General features: G+C 58.5%; 20 protein-coding genes. 12 read left to right on the plus strand and 8 right to left on the minus strand.

The features are described 5' to 3' along the window. Positions 1-7: 7 nt before the first annotated feature. Positions 8-1510 (minus strand): exopolyphosphatase, encoded by a 1503-nt coding sequence (gene ppx, locus FW764_RS07355; RefSeq protein ID WP_446433362.1) that lies wholly within the window; start codon positions 1508-1510, stop codon positions 8-10. Positions 1511-1994: 484 nt separating this feature from the next. Between ppx and FW764_RS07360 the strand changes: the two genes are divergently transcribed. The 4 genes from FW764_RS07360 (at position 1995) to FW764_RS07375 (ending at position 6510) form a co-directional block, all read left to right on the plus strand. Continuing rightward, a complete protein-coding gene (locus FW764_RS07360) occupies positions 1995-2642 on the plus strand; it encodes a DUF1120 domain-containing protein (protein ID WP_446433363.1) in 648 nt (215 codons plus the stop codon). A gap of 104 nt (positions 2643-2746) precedes the next feature. After that, positions 2747-3463 carry a fimbria/pilus chaperone family protein gene (locus FW764_RS07365; RefSeq protein WP_446433364.1) on the plus strand — a complete coding sequence of 239 codons (717 nt, stop codon included), beginning with the start codon at positions 2747-2749 and terminating at the stop codon, positions 3461-3463. Positions 3464-3494: 31 nt separating this feature from the next. Further along, a complete protein-coding gene (locus tag FW764_RS07370; protein ID WP_446433365.1) occupies positions 3495-5969 on the plus strand; it encodes a fimbria/pilus outer membrane usher protein in 2475 nt (824 codons plus the stop codon). Beyond that, positions 5959-6510, plus strand: coding sequence for a hypothetical protein (locus tag FW764_RS07375; RefSeq protein ID WP_446433366.1), 552 nt, complete (start codon positions 5959-5961; stop codon positions 6508-6510). Before FW764_RS07370 ends, FW764_RS07375 begins: the two co-directional genes overlap by 11 nt. On the opposite strand, the gene FW764_RS07380 is transcribed toward FW764_RS07375, so the two are convergent. Genes FW764_RS07380 through FW764_RS07395 form a run of 4 tightly spaced genes read right to left on the minus strand, consistent with a single transcriptional unit; the run spans position 6482 to position 9324 of the window. Further along, positions 6482-7219: an amino acid ABC transporter ATP-binding protein gene (locus FW764_RS07380; RefSeq protein WP_446433367.1), complete on the minus strand. Its 738-nt coding sequence runs from the start codon at positions 7217-7219 to the stop codon at positions 6482-6484. The genes FW764_RS07375 and FW764_RS07380 overlap by 29 nt on opposite strands. Next, the gene (locus FW764_RS07385; protein WP_446433368.1) at positions 7206-7856 is read right to left on the minus strand and encodes an amino acid ABC transporter permease; all 651 of its coding nucleotides are present in this window, start codon (positions 7854-7856) and stop codon (positions 7206-7208) included. The genes FW764_RS07380 and FW764_RS07385 overlap by 14 nt, the downstream gene beginning before the upstream one ends. Further along, positions 7853-8521 (minus strand): amino acid ABC transporter permease, encoded by a 669-nt coding sequence (locus tag FW764_RS07390; RefSeq protein WP_446433369.1) that lies wholly within the window; start codon positions 8519-8521, stop codon positions 7853-7855. The genes FW764_RS07385 and FW764_RS07390 overlap by 4 nt, the downstream gene beginning before the upstream one ends. A gap of 17 nt (positions 8522-8538) precedes the next feature. Next, positions 8539-9324, minus strand: a complete 786-nt coding sequence (locus FW764_RS07395) for a transporter substrate-binding domain-containing protein (protein ID WP_446433370.1) — start codon at positions 9322-9324, stop codon at positions 8539-8541. 255 nt (positions 9325-9579) lie between these two features. Here FW764_RS07395 and FW764_RS07400 point away from each other — a divergent pair, with 255 nt between their 5' ends. The 6 genes from FW764_RS07400 (at position 9580) to FW764_RS07425 (ending at position 16855) form a co-directional block, all read left to right on the plus strand. Further along, on the plus strand, positions 9580-10275 hold the full coding sequence (locus tag FW764_RS07400; protein WP_446433371.1) for a FadR/GntR family transcriptional regulator: 696 nt from the start codon (positions 9580-9582) through the stop codon (positions 10273-10275). A 121-nt stretch (positions 10276-10396) separates the two neighbouring features. Next, positions 10397-10726, plus strand: coding sequence for a thioredoxin TrxA (gene trxA / locus FW764_RS07405; RefSeq protein WP_446433372.1), 330 nt, complete (start codon positions 10397-10399; stop codon positions 10724-10726). Between the two features lie 236 nt (positions 10727-10962). Next, a complete protein-coding gene (gene rho / locus FW764_RS07410) occupies positions 10963-12222 on the plus strand; it encodes a transcription termination factor Rho (protein ID WP_083356187.1) in 1260 nt (419 codons plus the stop codon). Between the two features lie 135 nt (positions 12223-12357). Then, the gene (locus FW764_RS07415; protein WP_446433373.1) at positions 12358-14361 is read left to right on the plus strand and encodes an acyltransferase family protein; all 2004 of its coding nucleotides are present in this window, start codon (positions 12358-12360) and stop codon (positions 14359-14361) included. Positions 14362-14420: 59 nt separating this feature from the next. Continuing rightward, complete coding sequence (gene ubiD / locus FW764_RS07420; RefSeq protein WP_056860766.1) at positions 14421-15887, plus strand: 4-hydroxy-3-polyprenylbenzoate decarboxylase; 1467 nt, start codon at positions 14421-14423, stop codon at positions 15885-15887. Beyond that, positions 15887-16855, plus strand: a complete 969-nt coding sequence (locus tag FW764_RS07425) for a CDP-6-deoxy-delta-3,4-glucoseen reductase (protein WP_446433374.1) — start codon at positions 15887-15889, stop codon at positions 16853-16855. The genes ubiD and FW764_RS07425 overlap by 1 nt, the downstream gene beginning before the upstream one ends. A 44-nt stretch (positions 16856-16899) precedes the next feature. Here FW764_RS07425 and FW764_RS07430 read toward each other — a convergent pair whose 3' ends face one another. Next, positions 16900-17376, minus strand: coding sequence for a sn-glycerol-3-phosphate transporter (locus FW764_RS07430; RefSeq protein ID WP_446433375.1), 477 nt, complete (start codon positions 17374-17376; stop codon positions 16900-16902). A 432-nt stretch (positions 17377-17808) separates the two neighbouring features. On the opposite strand from FW764_RS07430, the gene FW764_RS07435 reads away from it, so the two are divergent. Then, positions 17809-18462: a gamma-glutamylcyclotransferase gene (locus FW764_RS07435; RefSeq protein WP_446433376.1), complete on the plus strand. Its 654-nt coding sequence runs from the start codon at positions 17809-17811 to the stop codon at positions 18460-18462. On the opposite strand, the gene glpT is transcribed toward FW764_RS07435, so the two are convergent. Together glpT and FW764_RS07445 are read right to left on the minus strand one after the other, a co-directional pair. Next, positions 18459-19796, minus strand: coding sequence for a glycerol-3-phosphate transporter (glpT, locus tag FW764_RS07440; RefSeq protein WP_446433377.1), 1338 nt, complete (start codon positions 19794-19796; stop codon positions 18459-18461). The genes FW764_RS07435 and glpT overlap by 4 nt on opposite strands. Before the next feature lie 231 nt (positions 19797-20027). Next, a complete protein-coding gene (locus FW764_RS07445) occupies positions 20028-21005 on the minus strand; it encodes an NADPH:quinone oxidoreductase family protein (RefSeq protein ID WP_446433378.1) in 978 nt (325 codons plus the stop codon). Between the two features lie 150 nt (positions 21006-21155). On the opposite strand from FW764_RS07445, the gene FW764_RS07450 reads away from it, so the two are divergent. Then, a complete protein-coding gene (locus FW764_RS07450; protein ID WP_446433379.1) occupies positions 21156-21563 on the plus strand; it encodes a flagellar basal body-associated protein FliL in 408 nt (135 codons plus the stop codon). Positions 21564-21589: the final 26 nt, after the last annotated feature.

Raw genomic sequence — 21589 nt, forward strand, 5'->3', positions numbered from 1 at the left:
GTGTGCTCTAGCGCAGGTTCAGACTGAACCCAACCCGCGTTAGCCATTCCGCTTCCTGGGCGAAGTCCGCCTGGGTCAGCTGGTTTTCATCCAGCCAGCCTTTCGGGAACACCACGTCCAGGCTGTCGCCATCGGCGCGCAGGGTCACCTGGGGCATTTCCTGGGTACCACGGATGTGGTGGAACAGGATCGCAAAGCGCAGCAGTACGCACAGGCGAATCAGCTTGATGCCTTCGCCGCCGAAATCGGCAAACTTGTCCTTGGGGATGTTGCGGCGATGGCCACGCACCAGCAGGGCGAGCATTTGTTGGTCTTCGCGGGAGAAGCCGGCAAGGTCCGAGTGCTCGATCAGGTAGGCGCCATGCTTGTGGTAATGATAGTGGGCGATGTCCAGGCCCACTTCGTGCACCTTGGCGGCCCAGCCGAGCAGCTCGCGCCATACGCCGTCTTCCAGGTCCCAATCCTCGGCTACCTGGTCGAAGGCATGCAGGGCTTTACGTTCCACGCGGGCGGCTTGTTCCAGGTCGACATGATAACGCTCCATCAACGAGCTGAGGGTGCGCTCACGCACGTCTTCGTGGTGATGACGGCCCAGCAGGTCGTAGAGCACGCCCTCACGCAGCGCGCCGTCGCAGTGGTCCATACGTTGCAGTTCGAGGGCGTCGAAGATTGCTTCGAGAATCGCCAGGCCGGCCGGGAAAATGGTGCGGCGGTCGGGCTTGATACCGTCGAAATCGATTTTCTCCGCATCGCCCAGCTTGAACAGCTTACGCTTGAGCCACGCCAAACCTTCGGCGTTGACCTCGCCGGTGCCATGGCCGCCAGCTTTCAGTGCCAGGCCGATGGCACGGATGGTGCCGGAGGAGCCAATGGCTTCATCCCAGGTCAAACGGTGCAGGGCGTGTTCGATGCTCATGATTTCCAGGCGCGCCGCCGTATAGGCCTGAGCGTAGCGTGCCGGGGTGATCTTGCCGTCCTTGAAATACCGCTGGGTGTAACTGACGCAACCCATCTGCAGGCTTTCGCGCAGCAGCGGTTCAAAACGCTGGCCGATGATAAATTCGGTACTGCCGCCGCCGATGTCCGCTACCAGGCGTTTTCCGGGCGTGTCGGCCAGGGTGTGGGACACGCCGAGGTAGATCAGGCGCGCTTCTTCACGACCGGAGATGACTTCTACCGGGTGCCCGAGAATCTCCTCGGCGCGCCGGATGAACTCGCCGCGGTTACGCGCTTCACGCAATGCGTTGGTGCCCACGATTCGCACAGCGCCCAAGGGCATGCCATTGATCAGTTGGGCAAAGCGCTTGAGGCAATCGAGCCCGCGCTGCATGGACTCTTCATTGAGCTGACGCTCGTCGTCGATCCCGGCAGCCAGTTGCACTTTTTCGCCGAGCCGCTCGAGGATGCGGATTTCGCCGTTCTGGGCCTTGGCCACGACCATGTGAAAGCTGTTGGAGCCCAGGTCGATGGCGGCGATCAGGGACAGATTCTTGGCTTGGGATTGCGGCATGGTTTGGGGTCTCGGTCGATAACCTGACCATCGTGCCACGATCGACCGCTGACGCCAACGCGTTGTGCTTCAGTAATTTGCCTGATGCAGGCTGTGGGGAATTCTTGTGGGGAATGTAGGTTGGTTTTGTAAATGTGTAGTGAATAAGACGTCGGATGGTGTAGTGCATTTTAACCGTATGTTGTTGTATTGCTGATTCTGAATTTACCTACAGCGTGTGAGTCGGTGTTCTCTTTATTTTTTTTGTGCAGGACTACTGTGTAGTTAGGTTGTGGCTACTGTTTATTTTTACCGCTCCCACAGTTATTGATGCGTTGTCTGATTTTTAAATGAAGTGCCAAAGCGACAGACTGTCATCCGGCAATTGTGCCTGGGTGGTATTTATTTGTCGTTGTGTATGTCCGGGAAGACAGCTAAAGAGGCGATGGAGTCGCCAAGGCATAAATAAAGAACACCTGATAACTATGTTATTGGCAGGAACAGCATGAAAAAAATGGTTGGATTAACTCTCGGTATCGCGTGCCTGGCTGCAGCTTTTACTGCCCAGGCAAACACCAGCGCCCAATTGGTTGTCAGGGGCACAATTACACCGGCTGCCTGCAACCTCAGCCTGGCCGGCAGCGGCATTATCGACTACGGCACGATTCGCTCAGGCGAATTGTCCCAGGTAGCCTTCAATCCGCGTGAAGAACGGACCACGTCGCTGGTCGTCAATTGCGGCACCACGCCTGCCAGGTTCGGGATTACCTTTACCGACTTGCAGGCCGGCAGCAAGGTGACGGGTATCCTGGGTGCAGGCTTTACCGAGGCGCAAAATTTTGGTTTGGGTAGTGTAGGAACCCGGCGAACCGGGGGCTATTCGGTCACCCTCAGGGATCTGCGGTCTTCTGGTTTTGCACTGCAGCCGATCATGCGTACCGGCGCGGGTGCCTGGCAGGGCAGTGATGGCAAAGTTACTCAATCGCCTACCCAGTATTCGTGGCGAAATAACACTACCTTTGCACCGGCCGCCATTAACCAATTGACGGGCACTCTGGCGGTGAAGGCGGTCATCAACAGGGCCCAAGACCTGGACCTGAGCCGCGATATCTCTATTGATGGGCGAGCCACGCTTGTATTGAGTTACATCTAAACAATAGAAAGCAGCCAGCTAAGAACTAACTATTTTTTGTTGGCTGTTTTTCTGTGAGCGCTTGACTGTCGATAGTCGACTTCATCAGTTGCGGGGAACATTGAGTGCGTGGTTTTTCAATAATAAGTCGTGCGCTGTTGTGGCGTGCAGGTATTTGCTTCTTTTTTGCCACTGTTGCTGTGGCGGACGGTATGCAGCCGGAAACAACCGTGGTGGTGCTTTATGAAGACGAGGGCGAAGCCACGATAAACATCAAGAATACCGATGCGGGGCCTGCGTTACTTCATTCAGTCGTGGAGAACGTGCCTGAGGACCTGGAACCTTTATTGATTGTCACACCGCCTATCACGCGTGTGGAGGCGGGCGACACGCAACGGGTGCGTTTCATCAGCACCTTGAAACAGCCGCTTGTCACTCAACGGCTCAAACGAGTGTCCTTTGAGGGCATCCCCCAAGCGCGTGCTGCGGGGGGGGCGACTATCGGCATCACCCTTCGACAGAATCTGCCGCTGATCCTGCACCCAAAGGGACTGCCTCGGCATCACAGGCCCTGGGAGTTACTGAAGTGGCAGCGGGCGGGGGAGCGTCTCACGGTCCACAACGACAGTGCCTATGTCGTGCGCCTGGCGCCGGACGTACGGCTGCTTCCACAAGGCCTTCCGGCGACGTTGCAGCGCACCTACATTTTGCCGGGTGAGGCATTGATCGCAAAGGTCGAAGGCCCTTTGAGCGGCGTGGTTGAGGTCGAGATTCAGCCGGCGACGGTTTATGGGTTTTCGGTAGAGAACTACCGCGCCCCGATCAATACCGAAGAGAGTTGATCGACTCATGATCAGCTCATCGAGCAATAGCATGACCGCATCCTTTCGGCTTTACAGACCCTCGTTGCTCATGCGGTTTGCGACACTGTGGAGTTTGCCTGGTCTCGTGTCCGCGTTGGAGCTGGGCGAGGGCTTCGACGTTGCAGCTCTGACAACCCACCGTATTGACCCTAAGGTTTCCGACTACTTTCGCAACGCAGCGCGCTTTCGCGAAGGTGTTCAGGTGGTGGGGTTGCGGGTCAATGGCAACCCCCTTGGGTTGGTGGATGCGCGATTTGATCAAGCAGGCCGATTGTGTTTCACCCCTGGGTTGCTGGAGAAAGCTGGGCTGGTAACCCCCGGCGCGATCATTCGCGAGGGTGCCGCGCCGGGCCAGGCTTGCCATGACTTTCTCGGTGCATTCCCAACAACGATAGTGACGCTGCGTCCCGGCACGGACGAGGTAGTGCTGGTGGTACCTACAAAGTCATTACGTGAGCGCCAGTGGGACGGCGGGCATTTTTCCAAAGGCGGCACGGCGGCGCTCTTCAACTATGAGGTATTGGGTTTCGATAGCCGTTCGCGCAATGGGCCCAGCCGGTTCGTTTCGGCTTACACCGAGGCAGGGTTCAACCTTGATGACTGGATTGTTCGCAGTCGCCAGTTTTACGTGTCCGACAATGGCAAGGCCCGTACCGAGCATTTGTACGCCTTGGCGCAGCGGGATATTGCCGCCTTGCAATCGACTTTCCAGGTGGGCCAGCTCTCCAGCAATAACCCACTGTTTGGCGGCGTTCAGTTGTCTGGCCTGCAGTTTTCCCCTGATGGCCAATCTCGCACCGCTGCGGGCAGCAACAATGCGGTGGTCGAAGGGCTCGCGCAGAGCCCATCACGCATTGAAGTTCGTCAGTCCGGGGTGTTGATCCACACCACGCTGGTGCCCGAAGGCCCCTTCCGGCTGACCGGGTTGCCTTTGCTCAATGGCACCAGTGACTTGGACGTCACTGTGATTGATGTGCGCGGCGCCAGGCGCAGTTTCGTGGTGGCAGCGGCTTCGTTTACAGGCGCTGCTCAGGCGGCGCGCGGTTACTATTTCTCAGTGGGCAAACTGCGCAGGAATGCTGGCGAAGAAGGCCCGACACCGGTGGTCGCCTTGGGCAGCAGCACCTGGGGGTTCGGACGTGACTCGTCTATGGGTTTGGGGCTGTTGAGCACCGATGAATTCGGGTCGGCAGGTGGTACCCTCAGCAGTGTTTTTTTTCAGCGGGTTTCTGTGAGCACCCGCCAAAATCTGTCCCGAGACAGCAAAAATGCAGTGTCCGGGGCGCGCAGCAGCGTATCGGTGAGCAGCCCGGTAGCTGCCACTGTCGACGTCAACCTCAGCGCAACCACCCAAACCCGAGGTTATCGTGAGGTAACCGAAGCAGGCTGGCCATCCAGGGCCGATGAGTTGAGTTCGCGCTTCAAGAACCAGTACACGGCAGGCATAAGCTGGGCCGATCCCGCGCTCGGCACATTCTCCGTGGGCTACACGCGCAGTGCCCAATTTGACGGACGAACGAATGAACATGTGTCGGCCTCGTGGAACAAGTCTTTCAGCCGCGCCGATGTCGCGTTGATCGCCGATTCGCAGGTGGGTGGCACTCGATCCAGCCGTGTCACGCAGGGCGGCAGGCGTCGTGACAACACGCTGGATAGTGACCTGTCATTGCGGTTGCAGGTCAGTGTGCCCTTGGGTGGGGATCGTCGTATAAACAGCTACACCAGTCGCCGCGGTGACCGGCTCACTGCGGGTACAGCGCTCAGCGATCGGGTTAACGAGTACGTGAATTACGAAGTGGGGGTCGAGCGCGACCTCAATACCCGGGAGCAATCGGTGCGCGGCAATGTGGACCTGTTGCCACGTTATACCCGGGTTGGCCTGGGGGTTAGTCGCGACCCTCAGGGCAGCAGTTACACGGGGCAGTTGCATGGCGGCGTGGTGGCTCACGGTGGTGGGCTGACCTTCTCACCCTATGCCGTGCAAGATACGTTCGGTATCGTCTCGGTAGGCGATATCGGGGCAGCCAAAATCGAGACCCCGCAAGGTCCGGTGTGGACCGACTTCAGTGGGCAAGCGGTGATCGCCGGCTTACCCGTCTACACCCATAGCCGAGTCGAGGTGCAGACCCAATCCTTGCCCAGGCGTGTCGACCTGAAAAACGGCACCCAGGTGCTCACCGCCGGGCGAGGGTCTTTCAATGCCGTGAATTTCGATGTGGTGAAAGTACGTCGAATGTTGCTCAGCACGAAGGATCAGCAGGGCCAGCCACTGCCTCAGGGCGCTGCGGTGTTTGGCAAGGGTGATCGCTTCCTGACCAGCGTGGTGGGTGAGGGCATGATTTTCCTCAACGACGTCAATGAATTGCAGGATCTGCGTGTTTCATTGCCGGACACTTCCACCTGCCTGCTAAGCATCGACCCCGAGTCCCAGCCAGACAATGACATGTTCTATGAAACCACCTCGGCGGTGTGCCATGGCCGCTAAGCTTATAGGCTTGCCCTTGGCGTTGTTCTGCACGATGCTGGCGGCGCCTGGCGTGCGGGCCGAAAACTGTCTGTTATCGGTGAGTCAGTCGCGCATCGACTATGGCGCCATTCGCAGGGATGCGTTCGTTGAACGAGCCTCCATGGTGCTCGGCACTCGCTCGTTGCACGTGAACGTTCTGTGCACTGAGCCTGCGCCGATGGCGTTGCGTTTTATCGGGGTTGCCGCCGATGGCCAGGGGTTTATGTTTGGGCGCCAAGGGCGTTTTCGTCTGAGCCTGAAACACGCCCAGGTGGATGGGCGTGCCGTCGACTGGGCGGCTACGCACCTGCCGGGCGAGCCGGTCGGCGGGCAGTTGCTGCCCGGGCAGACCTTGGTGGCGCGAGCGGCGGGTGTGCCGGTGGTAGGCCTGAGATTGACAGCCCAAGTCGATATCGACACCGAACTGCCGGCTGACGCCCTGGAGGTTGGCAGCGAGATGCGTCTGGAGGGGCAAGGCATTTTCGAACTGGTCAGCTCGGCTGCGCCACCGAGCCAATGAAGTTGGCGAATTCCGGCGTTCTGGGGTTGGCGAACAGTGTCTTGGGGTCGCCCACTTCATGCACCTTGCCTTGGTGCATGAACACCAGTTTGTCGCCGACTTCACGAGCAAAGCGCATTTCGTGAGTCACCATGATCAAGGTCATGCCGTCCTTTGCCAGTTGACGCACCACGCTGAGCACTTCATTGACGAGTTCCGGGTCCAAGGCCGAAGTGATTTCGTCGCACAGCAGCACTTTGGGCGACATGGCCAATGCGCGTGCAATGGCTACGCGTTGTTGCTGCCCGCCGGACAGGCGATCAGGGAAGGCGTCGAACTTTTCCCCGAGCCCGACGCGCTCCAGCATCTGCTTGGCCAGCTGTGCGGCTTTGGCCTTGGGCACTTTTTGCACCACTTGTGGTGCGAGCATGACGTTTTCGCCCACCGTCAAATGCGGGAACAGGTTGAACTGCTGGAACACCATCCCGACTTTCTGCCGCAGGCTGCGCAGGTCGGCACGCGCGGCGTCAAGGTATTCACCATCGACTTCGATCACCCCGTCGTTGATGGACTCCAGGCCATTGAGGGTGCGCAGCAAGGTGGACTTGCCCGAGCCGCTGCGGCCGATGATCGCTACCACCTGGCCTTCTTCAACGGTCAGGTCGATGCCCTTGAGTACGTGGTGATCGCCGTAATACTTATGCAGGGCGGAAATTCTAAGCAGAGGCATGCAGTCTCCTTTCCAGGTAGCGGGCACTGAGGGACAAGGGGTAGCAGAGCAGGAAGTAACCGAGGGCCACCAGGCCATAGACCATAAAGGGCTCGAAGGTGGCGTTGGCGAGCATGCCGCCGGTCTTGGTCAGTTCGGTAAAGCCGATGATCGACGTCACGGCAGTGCCTTTGACCACCTGCACCGAAAAACCCACGGTGGGCGCCACGGCAATCCGCAGCGCCTGGGGCAGGATCACATAGCGCAGTTGTTCAAGCGGGTTGAGCGCCAGGCTGGCCGAGGCTTCCCACTGTCCGTGGGCGATGGACTCGACGCAGCCGCGCCAGATCTCGGCCAGGTAGGCGCTGGTAAACAGGGTCAAGGCAATTGCTGCTGCCAGCCAGGGCGAGATATCCACCCCCAGCAAGGCGATGCCGAAAAACACCAGAAACAGCTGCATCAACAGCGGCGTGCCCTGGAACAGTTCAATGTAGGTACGTGCGACATTGCGCGTGAAGGCTTTGCGGCTGATGCGCATCGTCATCACCAGCAGGCCAATCAGGCCACCGCCGAAAAATGCCACCAGCGACAACAACAGGGTCCATTGCAGGCCGGTCGCCAGATTACGCACGATGTCCCAGAAGGAAAAATCACTCATCGACTGTTCCTCATCACGAAGCGGCGGCCAATCCAGTTGAGCAACTGACGAATCATCAATGCCATGCACAGGTACACCAGCGTGGTCAGCGCATAGGTTTCAAACGCGCGGAAGTTGCGCGACTGAATAAAGTTGGCGGCAAAACTCAGCTCTTCGGTGGCGATCTGCGAGCACACCGCCGAGCCGAGCATCACGATGATGATCTGGCTGCTCAGTGCCGGCCACACCTTGCCCAGCGCTGGCAGCAGCACCACGTGGCGGAACGCCTCGAAACGCGTCATCGCCAGTGCGGCTGCGGCCTCCAGCTGGCCGCGAGGGACGGCCTGGATGCCGGCGCGGATGATCTCCGTGGAGTAGGCCCCCAAGTTGATCACCATCGCCAGCACAGCGGCTTGCCACTCGGTGATTTTCAACCCCAGCGACGGCAGGCCGAAGAAGATGAAGAACAACTGCACCAGAAACGGTGTGTTGCGGATCAACTCGACATACACACCGAGAAACCAGGCGAACGGCTGGATCTTCCACGCCCGTACCACGGCCCCGACAGTGCCCAGTGCAACGCCCAGGACCGCGCCAATGGTCGTCAACTCAAGTGTGAACAGGGCGCCGCGCAGCAGCAGGTCGGTATTGGCCAGCACTGGCATAAAGTCAAATTGATACGCCATGACTCAGCTCCGTTGCTTCAAAGGCCCGCAGGCAGCGGCTCTTTGAGCCACTGCATCGCATTCTTTTCCAGGCTGCCGTCGGCCTTGGCCGCCACCAGAATCTGGTTAACCTTCTCCAGCAGCGCCGGCTCGTTCTTGTTCACGCCCACGTACACAGGCGAGTCCTTGAGCTTCACTTTCAGCGCCGGTACGCGTTTCGGGTTGCGCTCGCTGATCGCCACCATCACCACATTGCCGCTGGCGATCAGGTCGACTTGGCCGGCCAGGTAGGCGGCGATGGTCGAGTTGTTGTCTTCAAAGCGCTTGATCGTAGCTTCCTTGGGCGCGACAGCAGTCAGCTCGATGTCTTCGATGGCCCCGCGAGTCACGCTGATGGTCTTGCCCTTGAGGTCGTCGGTGGTGCTGATGGCAGCGTCAGGCGGGCCGAACACGGCCAGGTAGAACGGTGCGTAGGCCTTGGAAAAGTCGATGACCTTTTCTCGCTCGGCATTCTTGCCCAGGCTGGAAATCACCAGGTCTACCTTGCCGGTGGTGAGAAATGGAATGCGGTTAGTGCTGTTGACCGGTGTCAGTTCCAGCTTGACCTTGAGTTGTTCGGCCAGCAGCTTGGCGGTGTCGATGTCCAGGCCGCGAGGCTTCATGTCGGGGCCGACCGAGCCGAACGGTGGGAAGTCCTGAGGTACGGCAACCTTGAGGGTGCCACGGGCGACGATGTCGTCCAGACCATTGGCCTGGGCGGGCGCCTGGCTCAGCATCAGGCTGGCAAACAAGGCAGTGAGCAGGACGCTGTAGCGCTTGGTCATGGCAACTCTCCGAAAAAGGCAAAGGAATTTTCTGATTTGGCTCATTGCACAGCCCATGCCATCACTGTCTGAATCGTTCGCGAAGCCGGGGTTTGTTGAGCTGCAGTGGTCTTACTGGTCTGAACAGTGCTTAGGCTTTTCGCACCCTTTTCGAGCGTCGAAAAAAACCTGCGAGCCCCTTTGGGGCGTGGCTTGCCGCCGGCTGCGAATAGCTTTACAACTAGCCGCTCAGTTGTTTGGAACTATGAGTTTTTTATGAATTCCATCGCCCAAGCCGTACCGGAAGCGGCCCTGCAGGCCATCCGCAAATTGATCAAGGAACAGGGTTTTGCTGCGGGCGATGCGTTGCCCTCACAGCGCGACCTGGCGGTGCAGTTGGGCGTGAGTCGGGCATCGCTGCGTGAAGCGTTGTCGTCCTTGAGTGCCTTGGGCGTGGTCAGTGTTCAGCCCGGTAAAGGCGTGTTTGTGCAGGCAGCCGATGAGTCTCCGGGGTTTGCCTGGCCGTTTGCGGCCCAGGCTACGCCGCTGGATATCTTCCAGTTGCGTTATGCCTTGGAGGGTTTTGCAGCGGGGTTGGCGGCGATGACGTTGACAATCGATGAGTTGGACAGGCTGGAAGACAATGTCGAGGACATGCGCAAGGTGCTCAAAGCCGGTGACTTTGAGGCCGCCGCCCGGCTGGACTTCGAATTTCACCAGCAGATCCTGTTGGCCAGTGGTAACCAGGCGATGGTGAGCATCCTGAGTGCCAGCGTCGAGGTGTTTTTGGAGAGCCAGAAGCTACCGTTCATCCGGCCGGAACGGGCGATGGAAACCTGGCAGGAGCACCGCAAGATCCTCCGTGCCCTGGCCCGTCGTGCCAGTGCGGCGGCGCAGAAAACCATGCAGGAACACGTACGCAATGCGGCATTGCGCACGGGCATTGCGTTCGTCACCCCCATGTCGCCTTGAAGTGGGCTATATCCAAACTCATGCACTGTCATAGTAAGACTAAATCAGAGGCGACTTCCTGAACGGGGGAAGGGCGGCTATGATGGGCAACGTATTTTTTGCTTACAATCCGGAGACATCCATGAGCAACGATCTTATCAAGCACGTCACCGACGCGAACTTTGAGGAACAAGTACTCAAGGCTCAAGGCCCGGTCCTGGTTGACTACTGGGCTGAGTGGTGTGGCCCTTGCAAAATGATCGCCCCTGTTCTGGACGACATTGCGACCACTTACGAAGGCAAGCTGACCATTGCCAAGCTGAACATCGACGACAACCCGGATACCCCGGTCAAGCACGGCGTGCGTGGTATTCCGACGCTGATGCTGTTTAAGGGCGGCAACGTCGAAGCCACTAAAGTGGGCGCGCTGTCGAAGTCTCAGCTGCAAGCTTTCCTCGACGCTAACATCTAAGCGTCGTCAAAAAGGCCCTGCAAAATTGCGGGGCTTTTTCGTGAAACAGGGCTAGACGCTCTGAAACTCAGATGGTACATTCGGCCCCGCACTGGTTTCTCCACTGCCCCCTGCAAGCCGTCGCCGACGCATTCCTTTTCGATTAGTACGCGATCCTGTCGCCTTCTCTGCGGCGCGGCCTCATTAAGCCAAAAGCTTAATTTTCCCCCCTCCATAAATGATTACGTCATTCCTATATGAATCTGACTGAACTCAAGCAAAAGCCGATTACCGACCTGCTCCAATTGGCCGAAGAAATGGGCATAGAAAATATGGCCCGTTCGCGCAAGCAGGACGTGATTTTCTCCCTGCTCAAAAAGCACGCGAAAAGCGGCGAGGAAATCTCCGGTGATGGCGTGCTGGAGATTCTCCAGGACGGCTTCGGCTTCCTCCGCTCTGCTGACGCTTCCTATCTCGCCGGCCCAGACGACATCTACGTCTCGCCGAGCCAGATCCGTCGCTTCAACTTGCGCACCGGTGACACCATCGTTGGCAAGATCCGCCCTCCGAAGGAAGGCGAGCGTTATTTCGCCCTGCTCAAGGTCGACACGATCAACTACGATCGTCCCGAGAACGCGAAAAATAAGATTCTCTTCGAGAACCTGACGCCGCTGTTCCCGACTGTGCGCATGAAGATGGAAGCCGGTAACGGCTCCACTGAGGACTTGACCGGTCGTGTCATCGACCTGTGCGCTCCGATCGGTAAAGGCCAGCGCGGCCTGATCGTCGCACCGCCGAAAGCCGGTAAGACCATCATGCTGCAGAACATTGCAGCGAACATCGCACGTAACAATCCTGAAGTTCACCTGATCGTGCTGCTGATCGATGAGCGTCCGGAAGAAGTAACCGAAATGCAGCGCACCGTGCGCGGCGAAGTGGTTGCCTCGACGTTCGATGAGCCTCCAACCCGTCACGTGCAGGTTGCCGAAATGGTGATCGAGAAGGCCAAGCGCCTGGTCGAGCACAAGAAGGACGTGGTGATCCTGCTCGACTCCATCACCCGTCTGGCTCGTGCCTATAACACCGTGATCCCGAGCTCCGGCAAGGTCCTCACCGGTGGTGTCGATGCCCACGCCCTGGAGAAACCAAAGCGTTTCTTCGGCGCCGCGCGGAACATCGAGGAAGGCGGCTCGCTGACCATTATCGCCACCGCGCTGGTTGAAACCGGCTCGAAGATGGACGAAGTGATCTACGAAGAGTTCAAGGGTACCGGCAACATGGAACTGCCTCTGGACCGCCGTATCGCGGAAAAGCGTGTGTTCCCTGCGATCAACATCAACCGCTCCGGCACTCGCCGCGAAGAGTTGCTGACCGCCGACGACGAACTGCAGCGCATGTGGATCCTGCGCAAGCTGCTGCACCCGATGGACGAAGTAGCCGCCATCGAGTTCCTGGTCGACAAGCTGAAAGCCACCAAGACCAACGACGAGTTCTTCTTGTCGATGAAGCGTAAGTAATACGACGTTTCAGATCCGAAAAATGGCGCCCTTTTAGGGCGCCATTTTTTTTGCGACGAAAAAGGGAGGTTTGCACGGTAGGAGTGTCAGTAAAGAAACTACAAAACCTCCACCCGTACCAAACTGACTACATTTATGACCTCTCTTGCTTATCGAAGAGACATTGACGGCCTGCGTGCCATCGCTGTCCTCGCTGTTGTGCTGTTCCACTTTGGCGTTCCGGGTGTTACTGGCGGCTTTGTGGGCGTTGATGTGTTCTTTGTGATTTCAGGTTTCCTGATCACTTCGATCATCTGGCGCGAGCGTGAGGCCGGGCGTTTCAGTTTTCTGGATTTTTGGGCGCGTCGGGCCCGGCGTATCCTGCCGGCACTGGTTGTCATGATGCTCGCATCATTGGTGGTCGGCTGGTATCTGCTGGCGCCTAAGGACTACGAAGAACTGGGGCGTTCGATTCACAATCAGGTGATTTTCATCTCCAACCTGTTCTTCATGCGTCAGGACGGCTACTTCGAAACGGCCTCCGATATGAAGCCGATGCTGCACACGTGGTCGCTGTCGGTTGAAGAGCAGTACTACATCGCGTTTCCGCTGTTACTGGTGTTCTTGTCGAGCCGGCTAAAGCAATGGCGCAGCGCCTTGTTTGTGCTGTCGCTGGTGTCATTTGCTGCAAGCGTCTGGGCGGTTGCTCATGCGCCCGAAAAAGCTTTTTTCCTGTTGCCTATGCGTGCCTGGGAACTGTTGGCGGGCGCCATGCTGGCGGTTTTGCCGGTGCGCGCTCAGCGGGCAAGCCCGAGGTTGGCACAGACCGTCAGCTTGATCAGCCTGGGCCTGATTCTGGTTGCGGTGTTTGGATATGACGCTGACACCGCCTTCCCGGGCGCTGCGGCTCTGCTGCCGGTATTGGGTGTGGTGGGCCTGATTTGGGCCAACGGCCAGCAAACAACCCTGGTTGGGCGGTTGCTGGGCAGTCGTGTACTGGTGGGCATAGGGCTGATTTCCTATTCCTGGTATTTGTGGCATTGGCCGGTGCTGGTGTTTGGCAAGTACGCCAGTATCTTTGGCCTGACGCGCTGGGAGGTGGCGGCGCTGTTCTGCCTGAGCCTGATTCTGGGTTATGGGTCCTGGCGGTTTGTCGAGGGGCCCTTTCGTGAGCGGCGCCTGTTGGCGGGGCGTCGGTCGATCCTGGTCGCGAGCGTCGTTGCACTCGCAAGCCTGGGGCTGGTTGGCAAAGGGCTGGTGTGGTCGGATGGGTTCGCCGAGCGATTGTCACCTCAGGCACTGCAATTTGCCCAGACCCATACCTGGAGCCCCAAGCTCATGAAGTGCTTAGGGGACGACAAGAAAAACAGTCGAAGCGAGCCTTGCCATTTTGGCCCGCTAACAAGCACAGCGCGAGCGCTGGTGTGGGGCGATAGTCACGCCTCGGCGCTGATTCCAGCGTTGAATGACGGTTCGAATAAGTACGACTTCAGCATCACGCAGGCCGGTTATGCCGGTTGCCTGCCTTTTTACCGCAAAGAAAACACTCTCGGTTGCAGCGCATTCAATGAGCGCACCTCAGCGTTGTTGAAACGAGACCACTTCAGCGATGTGGTACTTGTCGCGCGTTGGAGTCTCTACGTCTATGGAGAGCGCTCCGGCGATACCGGTGCGTCAATTCATGACCCGCAGACGGGCAAATATGACCGTGCTATCGCGCAGCGGCTGTTCACCGAGGGTTTGACTGCACAGGTGCAGCAACTTCGTGCCAGTGGCTACCGGGTATGGTTGGTGCAGGAAGTGCCACTGCAGGAGTTCGATGTCCCTTTCCGGCTCGCCCGCTTGGCGATGCTGGGGCGCCGGACCGACAAAGAAGGCTTGCCACTGGCCGAGCACTTGGCGCGTCAGGCCTATATCAGCGCCACGTTTGAGCGAATTGCGGCGTCCGACCCAGGGGTTCGGGTCCTGGACCCTGCGCCGAAACTGTGTGATGTAAACAGCTGGTGCCGGGTCGAGCTTGATGGCCACGCGCTCTACACGGATGACAATCACCTTTCAATCGCAGGCTCCAAGCTTGTGGAGGGTTTCCTTGAGCCCTTCTTCCGCGCTCTACACAACACATCCGCTGAGCCGGATGTGAGTCTCAATGACGTGCAATAAGCTGTCAGCGCTCGTAAGAGCAGGTAGGATGTACGCCTATTTTACGGGTGGCATGGTTAATGAAATTCAAGGATCTTCGGGATTTCGTGCAGCAACTTGAGCAGCGCGGAGAGTTGAAACGTATCCAGGTGCCGATTTCCCCGGTACTGGAAATGACTGAGATTTGCGACCGTACCCTGCGCAACAAGGGCCCGGCGCTGCTGTTCGAGAACCCGACCGGCTTTGATATTCCGGTGCTCGGCAACCTGTTCGGCACCCCGGATCGCGTGGCCTTTGGCATGGGCGCCGAGTCGGTCAGCGAGCTGCGCGAGATCGGCAAGCTGCTGGCCTTCCTCAAGGAGCCCGAGCCACCCAAGGGCCTCAAGGATGCATGGTCTAAGCTGCCGATCTTTCGCAAGATTATTGCCATGGCGCCCAAGGTGGTCAAAGACGCGGTGTGCCAGGAAGTGGTCATTGAAGGCGATGATGTCGACCTCGGCATGCTGCCGGTGCAGACCTGCTGGCCTGGCGACGTCGGCCCACTGATCACCTGGGGTCTGACCGTCACCAAAGGCCCGAATAAAGACCGCCAGAACCTCGGTATCTACCGTCAGCAAGTGATCGGCCGCAACAAGGTCATCATGCGTTGGTTGAGCCATCGCGGTGGCGCGTTGGACTTCCGTGAGTGGTGCGAAAAGCACCCCGGCAAGCCGTTCCCAGTCTCCGTTGCGCTGGGGGCTGACCCGGCGACCATTCTGGGCGCCGTCACTCCGGTGCCTGATAGCCTGTCCGAATATGCCTTTGCCGGTCTGCTGCGCGGCAACCGCACCGAACTGGTGAAGTGCCGTGGCAACGACCTGCAAGTGCCGGCCACCGCGGAAATCATTTTGGAAGGCGTAATTCATCCCGGCGAAATGGCCGATGAAGGCCCTTACGGCGACCACACTGGTTACTACAACGAAGTCGACAGCTTCCCGGTGTTCACCGTCGAGCGCATCACCCATCGGATCAAGCCGATCTACCACAGCACTTACACCGGCCGGCCGCCGGATGAGCCGGCTATTCTTGGTGTGGCGCTCAACGAAGTGTTTGTGCCGATCCTGCAAAAGCAGTTCCCGGAAATTACCGACTTCTATCTGCCGCCAGAAGGCTGCTCTTACCGCATGGCCATCGTGACCATGAAGAAGTCGTACCCAGGTCATGCCAAGCGGGTAATGCTCGGTGTGTGGTCGTTTTTGCGACAGTTCATGTACACCAAGTTCGTTATCGTCACCGACGACGACATCAATGCTCGGGACTGGAACGACGTGATCTGGGCCATCACCACGCGCATGGACCCCAAGCGCGACACGGTGATGATCGACAACACGCCGATCGACTACCTCGATTTTGCTTCGCCGGTGTCGGGTCTGGGCTCGAAGATGGGCCTGGATGCCACCCACAAATGGCCGGGTGAAACCACCCGCGAGTGGGGCCGGGTAATCGTCAAGGATGAAGCCGTGACCGCACGTGTGGATGCGATCTGGAAAGAATTGGGAATAGATTGATGCGTGTAACCCTGCAACCTTCTGGCGCGGTACTGGAACTGATCCCTGGCGAGCGAGTGCTCGAAGGCGCGCGCCGCCTGGGCTACGAGTGCCCGCAAGCGTGCCGAAACGGCGTTTGCCATGTGTGTGCGGCGCTGCTGGTCGAGGGCCGGGTGCAGCAAGCCGGTGAGGTGCGTGATCACGGTGAGTTCTACACCTGCATCGCCGAACCGCTGGAAGATTGCATTGTGTTGTGGGATGGCGTGCTGGCGCCGGGAGAGTTGCCGTTGCACAAGTTGTCGTGCCAATTGAGTGAATGTGTGGAAGTCGGTGGCGATGTGTGGCGCGTGCGCCTGCGGGCTCCAGCCGGCAAAGCGGTGCGTTACCACGCCGGGCAGTACCTGATGATCGAGCGGGAGAACGGCGAGAAGTCGGCGTTTTCCCTGGCCTCGGCGCCCCACGCCGGGCGTGAGCTGGAGCTGCATGTGCTGGTGCGCGAGGACAGCGCCCGCAGCCTGATTGAGCAACTTCAGCGTAATCAGATGGCCCGCATCGAGCTGCCGTTTGGCGACACTCATCTGGCAGAGCTGCCGGACGGGCCGCTGGTGCTGATCGCCGCTGGCACCGGCATGGCGCAAATGCACAGCCTGATCGAGCATTGTCGCGCCTCTGGCTTCAAACACCCGGTGCACCTGTACTGGGGCGTGCGTCGCCCGGAAGACTTCTACGAAATCGAGCACTGGGACCAATGGAAGCAACTGCCCAACCTGTTCCTGCACAAAGTCGTCAGCGACCTGTGCGGTTGGGAAGGGCGCTGCGGGCTGCTACATGAAGCGGTGTGCGAAGACATCAGCGACCTTAAGGCCGTTCACGTCTACGCCAGTGGTTCACCGGCGATGATCTACGGCACATTGGATGCGCTGGTCGACGCTGGCATGGACGCACACCAGATGCGTGCCGATGTCTTCGCCTACGCGCCGCGTCCTTAATGTGTGAGCAGGCAAGCGAGCGCCTACACAGATAGGCGGTGCTGTCAGAAACGCACCCCCGCGGTCAGCATCGCCGCATTAAAGCCCAACAACACCAACTCGCTGGCCACCGGGCCGAAATTCACGCCCACGGAGGGGATGATCGCCGGCGCCACGCCAAAGCGGTTGAGTGGGATTTTGTCTCGGTACTTGCCGCGATAGCCCTGAAGCGCGCCGGCGGTCACCTTTACGTAGAACGGCGAGTCGCCAAGATCGTAGCGTTTACCGGCGTAGACGTAGTATGAACGCTGGCTGAACGAGTTGCGAAATGTAGCCCCGCCATACACCAGCCCGGACGCTTCGTTGCGCTCCAGGTTGATCAAATCCTGATTGTTGTTGTGCTTGGGGTCCGGTGAAAAGTGCCGTGTATAGACGCTCGTCTGGGCGTACCAGAAGCCCTTATCGTCTTCAGCGGCCGCCTCAGAGGCCAGAGCAGTAGCGGCGTGTGCCATGAGCAGCAAGCCAGAGTAAAAGTACTTCATGGTTCGACCTCGATAGTCGTTTGAACGGGCGGCTAATGTGGGTCGCTAAACGTCTACAGTTTGGCGGCTAACCTCCTGAAGCGCCTGAACCTGCGCTGAAAGTTTGGTCGCCTATACTTATGTAATTAAGGTGTTACTTCTGTAGGGGAAATCTCATTAGGTCATAGGTAAATCGACTAACGACTTCTCGACAGCAACCCATAACTGACCGTCCCGCCCGCCAGACCAATCGTATGAATTCAGAAGAGCTGGGCCTTCACGTTGGGCGGCGACAACGTCACCGACAAATACCTGGGGAAGGTCAATGCCTACGCCAGCAGTGGTGGCAATTTGGCCTAAAGCACTTTTTCGTCGTCTGGTTACAGCGCCACGTTTTATTACGGTAAAGTTGCTTACAACTGGTAATACACAGGAGGCGCAACGCTTTTCGCCATGACCGCCATTGAAACCGATCTTTTGCAATTGGCTTACCCTCCGCGGCTCGATCTGGGGCCGCAACTCACTCACGAACAGTTAATGAGCTCAATGCAGGCCACCATGGCCCGGCATAAGGGTGGGCCGGTCTGGCTATTTGCTTACGGATCGTTGATCTGGCGGCCTGAATGTTCGTCGACCGAGCGAGTACGGGCGCGGGTTCACGGTTATCACCGGGGCTTGTACCTGTGGTCCCACGAGCATCGGGGCACGCCGGAGTCGCCGGGTTTGGTGTTCGGTCTGGATCGCGGGGGTTCCTGCAGCGGGTTTGCCTACCGCTTGCCAGAAGATCAGCTCGAGGCCTCGCTTTACGCCTTATGGCAGCGCGAGATGCCTTACCCCTCTTATCGGCCGCACTGGCTCAGCTGCCGTCTGGCAGATGGCACTCAGGTGCAGGCGTTGGGGTTTGTGTTGGAGCGGCACTTGCCCAGCTATGCCGGCAACTTGCCTGACATCGTGCTCAATCACGTGCTGCAAAGCGCTTGCGGGCGTTACGGCACCACTCGCGATTATGTCGAGCAGACCGTCAACGCCCTGCGTAGCCACGCCATGCCAGATAAAAATCTGGAGGCGCGGCTCAAGCGTTGTACGAAGGGGGCGGGCGGCGATTAACGTGCCGTGCTGATGCTGTTGGTGTGCCACAGCGTCGGGATCAGGAAGGCGATCGCCAACAGACACGCGCCCACCAACAACACAAAACCGCCATCCCAGCCGAAATGGTCAACGGTGTAGCCCATGGCCGCACTGGCTGCCACCGAACCCCCCAGGTAACCGAACAAACCGGTGAAGCCCGCCGCAGTGCCGGCAGCTTTTTTTGGTGCCAGCTCCAGCGCCTGCAGGCCGATCAACATCACCGGGCCGTAGATCAGGAAGCCAATGGAGAACAGCGCGATCATGTCGATCGTCGGGTTGCCTGGCGGGTTGAGCCAGTAAACCAGGGTCGCCACTGTGACCAAGGCCATGAACACGATGCCGGTCAGGCCACGGTTGCCACGGAAGATCTTGTCCGACATCCAGCCGCACAGCAGCGTACCGGGAATTCCTGCCCACTCGTAGAAGAAGTACGCCCACGAGGTTTTATCCACGTCGAAGTGCTTGGCTTCCTTGAGGTACGTCGGCGCCCAGTCAAGTACGCCGTAGCGCAGCAGGTAGACGAAGACGTTGGCGAAGGCGATGTACCACAGCATTTTGTTGCGCAGTACGTACTTGACGAAGATTTCCTTCGCGCTGAATTCGTCTTCGTGGCTGGAATCGTACCCTTCCGGGTAGTCGTTCTTGTATTTCTCGATCGGTGGCAAGCCTACCGATTGTGGGGTATCGCGCATGGTGATGAAGGCAAATGCTGCCACCAGCAAGGCCACGGTCGCAGGCACATAGAACGCCGCGTGCCAGTCGTTGAACCACGCCATACCCAGCAAGAACAGCGGGCCGATCAGGCCGCCGCCGACGTTATGCGCCACATTCCATACCGACACCACACCGCCGCGTTCTTTCTGCGACCACCAGTGCACCATGGTGCGTCCACTTGGCGGCCAGCCCATGCCTTGGGCCCAGCCGTTAATGAACAGCAAAATGAACATCATGGTCACACTGGACGTTGCCCAAGGTGCGAAACCGAAAATGAACATCACTCCGGCCGATATCAGCAGGCCGAAGGGCAGGAAGTAGCGAGGGTTGGAGCGGTCGGACACCAGGCCCATCAGGAACTTGGACAAGCCGTAGGCGATTGCAATCGCCGACATCGCCAGGCCCAACTGACCACGGGTATAACCCTCGTCGATCAAGTAGGGCATGGCCAGGGAGAAGTTTTTGCGCAGCAGGTAATAGCCGGCGTAGCCGAAGAAGATACCGGCGAAAATCTGCCAGCGCAGTCGTCGGTACGTGCTGTCTATTTTTTCTTCAGGCAGAGGCGCCTGGTGTGCGGCAGGACGAAAGAAAGCAAACATTCAAGAGCTCCAAATTTCTTGTTTTGACTGCGGATGCGAATGTTACAGTTTCGTTACCGAAAATAGCATCGCCTCTTATCTGCAAACACAGGAAATTGGAGCAATTGCATGTTCTCTTATGAACATGTCGCTAATAGATAAGTATGGGGCGGTATCAGATTTTTATGGCGGTGCAGTTCAACTGTGGGAGCAGGCAAGCTCCCTCCCACATTGGATTGCATGTCAAGTCGGTCAGCGGGTTTGGACGACGACTTTGCCTACCGCCTTGCGCTGCCCCAGGTCATTGATCGCTTGGGCAGCCTGCTCCAGCGTATACACCTGCGACACCAGCGGCTTCAACTTGCCTTCGGCATACCAACTGAACAACTGCTGGAAGTTCGCCGCATTGTCTTGCGGCTGACGCTGTGCGAACGCGCCCCAGAATACCCCGACCACTGATGCCCCCTTGAGCAACGCCAGGTTTACCGGCAGCTCCGGAATGCGCCCGCTGGCAAAACCCACCACCAGCAGCCGGCCGTTCCAGGCGATACCACGAACAGCTTGGTCAAACAGATCACCCCCCACCGGGTCGTAGATCACATCAACCCCATTGCCGTCAGTTAGACGCTTGATTTCGTCCTTGAGGTTGGTTTCGCTGTAGTTGATCAATTCATCGGCGCCAGCCGCCTTGGCCACAGCCAGTTTGTCCGCACTGCTGGCGGCGGCGATTACTCGGGCGCCCATGGCTTTACCGATTTCCACGGCAGCCAGGCCCACACCACCGGAGGCGCCGAGTACCAACAGGGTTTCACCGGGTTGCAGGTTGGCCCTTTGTTTCAAGGCATGCATCGAGGTGCCGTAGGTCATGCTGAAGGCGGCGGCGGTATTAAAATCCATGCTCGGCGGGATCGGCAGCACGTTGTAGCCCGGCACGGCGACCTGCTCGGCAAAGCTGCCCCAGCCGGTCAGGGCCATGACCCGGTCGCCGACTTTCAAGTGGCTGACTTTTTCACCGACTTCACTGACCACGCCCGCCGCTTCGCCACCCGGCGAGAACGGAAAGGGCGGCTTGAATTGGTATTTGCCCTCGATGATCAGGGTGTCCGGGAAATTGACCCCGGCCGCGTGCACGTCCAACAGGATTTCGTTCTTCTTGATCGCGGGGCTTGCGATCTCTTCCAGCACCAGGGTTTCGGCGGGGCCGAAGGCTTTGCACAGCACAGCTTTCATCGGACTATTCCTTTTGGCGTCGTGGCCGATAAGTGTAGGAGGGTACGCCCGTGGGTCAACGAGCATGCCCGGCCCTGATAAGTGGCCATAAGCTTGTGCTCAGCCTTGCTAGCGTTATGCTACCTGGCAACCGAATTTGAGGAATGAACCGTGAAAGCTTGGATCCTGTTGATGCTCGCCCTGACCTTGCCGATGGCAGCCCAGGCCGAAGAAGCGAAAGAAGGCGAGGCGCCTAAGGTCAGCTATATCAGCCTGACACCGCCGTTCGTGGGTAACTACGGCCTGGATGGCACTGCCAAACTCAAGGTGTTCAAGGCCGACATCGCCTTGCGCGTGACCGGGCCTGAAGCTGCCGCTGCCGTCAAAGCCAACGATCCGCTGATTCGTAATCAGTTGGTGGCGTTGTTCACTCAGCAAACCACTGAGGCCATGAGTACGGTCGAAGGCAAGGAAAAGCTGCGTCAGGAAGCCCTGAAACAAACCCAGCAAGTGATGAATGACGAGACCGGCAAGCCGGTGGTGGAAGATCTGTTGTTCAACAACCTGATCATCCAGTAACGGTTCCATGCGGTGAGTGGGCTTGT

This window comes from Pseudomonas sp. 1152_12 (genome assembly GCF_052850675.1).

Coding starts and splice junctions, on each gene's coding strand:
- ppx (WP_446433362.1), bottom strand. CDS start 1,510: ATGCCGCAATCCCAAGCCAAGAATCTGTCCCTGATCGCCGCCATCGAC.
- FW764_RS07360 (WP_446433363.1), top strand. CDS start 1,995: ATGAAAAAAATGGTTGGATTAACTCTCGGTATCGCGTGCCTGGCTGCA.
- rho (WP_083356187.1), top strand. CDS start 10,963: ATGAATCTGACTGAACTCAAGCAAAAGCCGATTACCGACCTGCTCCAA.
- trxA (WP_446433372.1), top strand. CDS start 10,397: ATGAGCAACGATCTTATCAAGCACGTCACCGACGCGAACTTTGAGGAA.
- FW764_RS07370 (WP_446433365.1), top strand. CDS start 3,495: ATGACCGCATCCTTTCGGCTTTACAGACCCTCGTTGCTCATGCGGTTT.
- FW764_RS07400 (WP_446433371.1), top strand. CDS start 9,580: ATGAATTCCATCGCCCAAGCCGTACCGGAAGCGGCCCTGCAGGCCATC.
- FW764_RS07430 (WP_446433375.1), bottom strand. CDS start 17,376: ATGAAGTACTTTTACTCTGGCTTGCTGCTCATGGCACACGCCGCTACT.
- FW764_RS07385 (WP_446433368.1), bottom strand. CDS start 7,856: ATGAGTGATTTTTCCTTCTGGGACATCGTGCGTAATCTGGCGACCGGC.
- FW764_RS07415 (WP_446433373.1), top strand. CDS start 12,358: ATGACCTCTCTTGCTTATCGAAGAGACATTGACGGCCTGCGTGCCATC.
- FW764_RS07395 (WP_446433370.1), bottom strand. CDS start 9,324: ATGACCAAGCGCTACAGCGTCCTGCTCACTGCCTTGTTTGCCAGCCTG.
- FW764_RS07445 (WP_446433378.1), bottom strand. CDS start 21,005: ATGAAAGCTGTGCTGTGCAAAGCCTTCGGCCCCGCCGAAACCCTGGTG.
- FW764_RS07435 (WP_446433376.1), top strand. CDS start 17,809: ATGACCGCCATTGAAACCGATCTTTTGCAATTGGCTTACCCTCCGCGG.
- FW764_RS07390 (WP_446433369.1), bottom strand. CDS start 8,521: ATGGCGTATCAATTTGACTTTATGCCAGTGCTGGCCAATACCGACCTG.
- FW764_RS07375 (WP_446433366.1), top strand. CDS start 5,959: ATGGCCGCTAAGCTTATAGGCTTGCCCTTGGCGTTGTTCTGCACGATG.
- glpT (WP_446433377.1), bottom strand. CDS start 19,796: ATGTTTGCTTTCTTTCGTCCTGCCGCACACCAGGCGCCTCTGCCTGAA.
- FW764_RS07425 (WP_446433374.1), top strand. CDS start 15,887: ATGCGTGTAACCCTGCAACCTTCTGGCGCGGTACTGGAACTGATCCCT.
- FW764_RS07380 (WP_446433367.1), bottom strand. CDS start 7,219: ATGCCTCTGCTTAGAATTTCCGCCCTGCATAAGTATTACGGCGATCAC.
- ubiD (WP_056860766.1), top strand. CDS start 14,421: ATGAAATTCAAGGATCTTCGGGATTTCGTGCAGCAACTTGAGCAGCGC.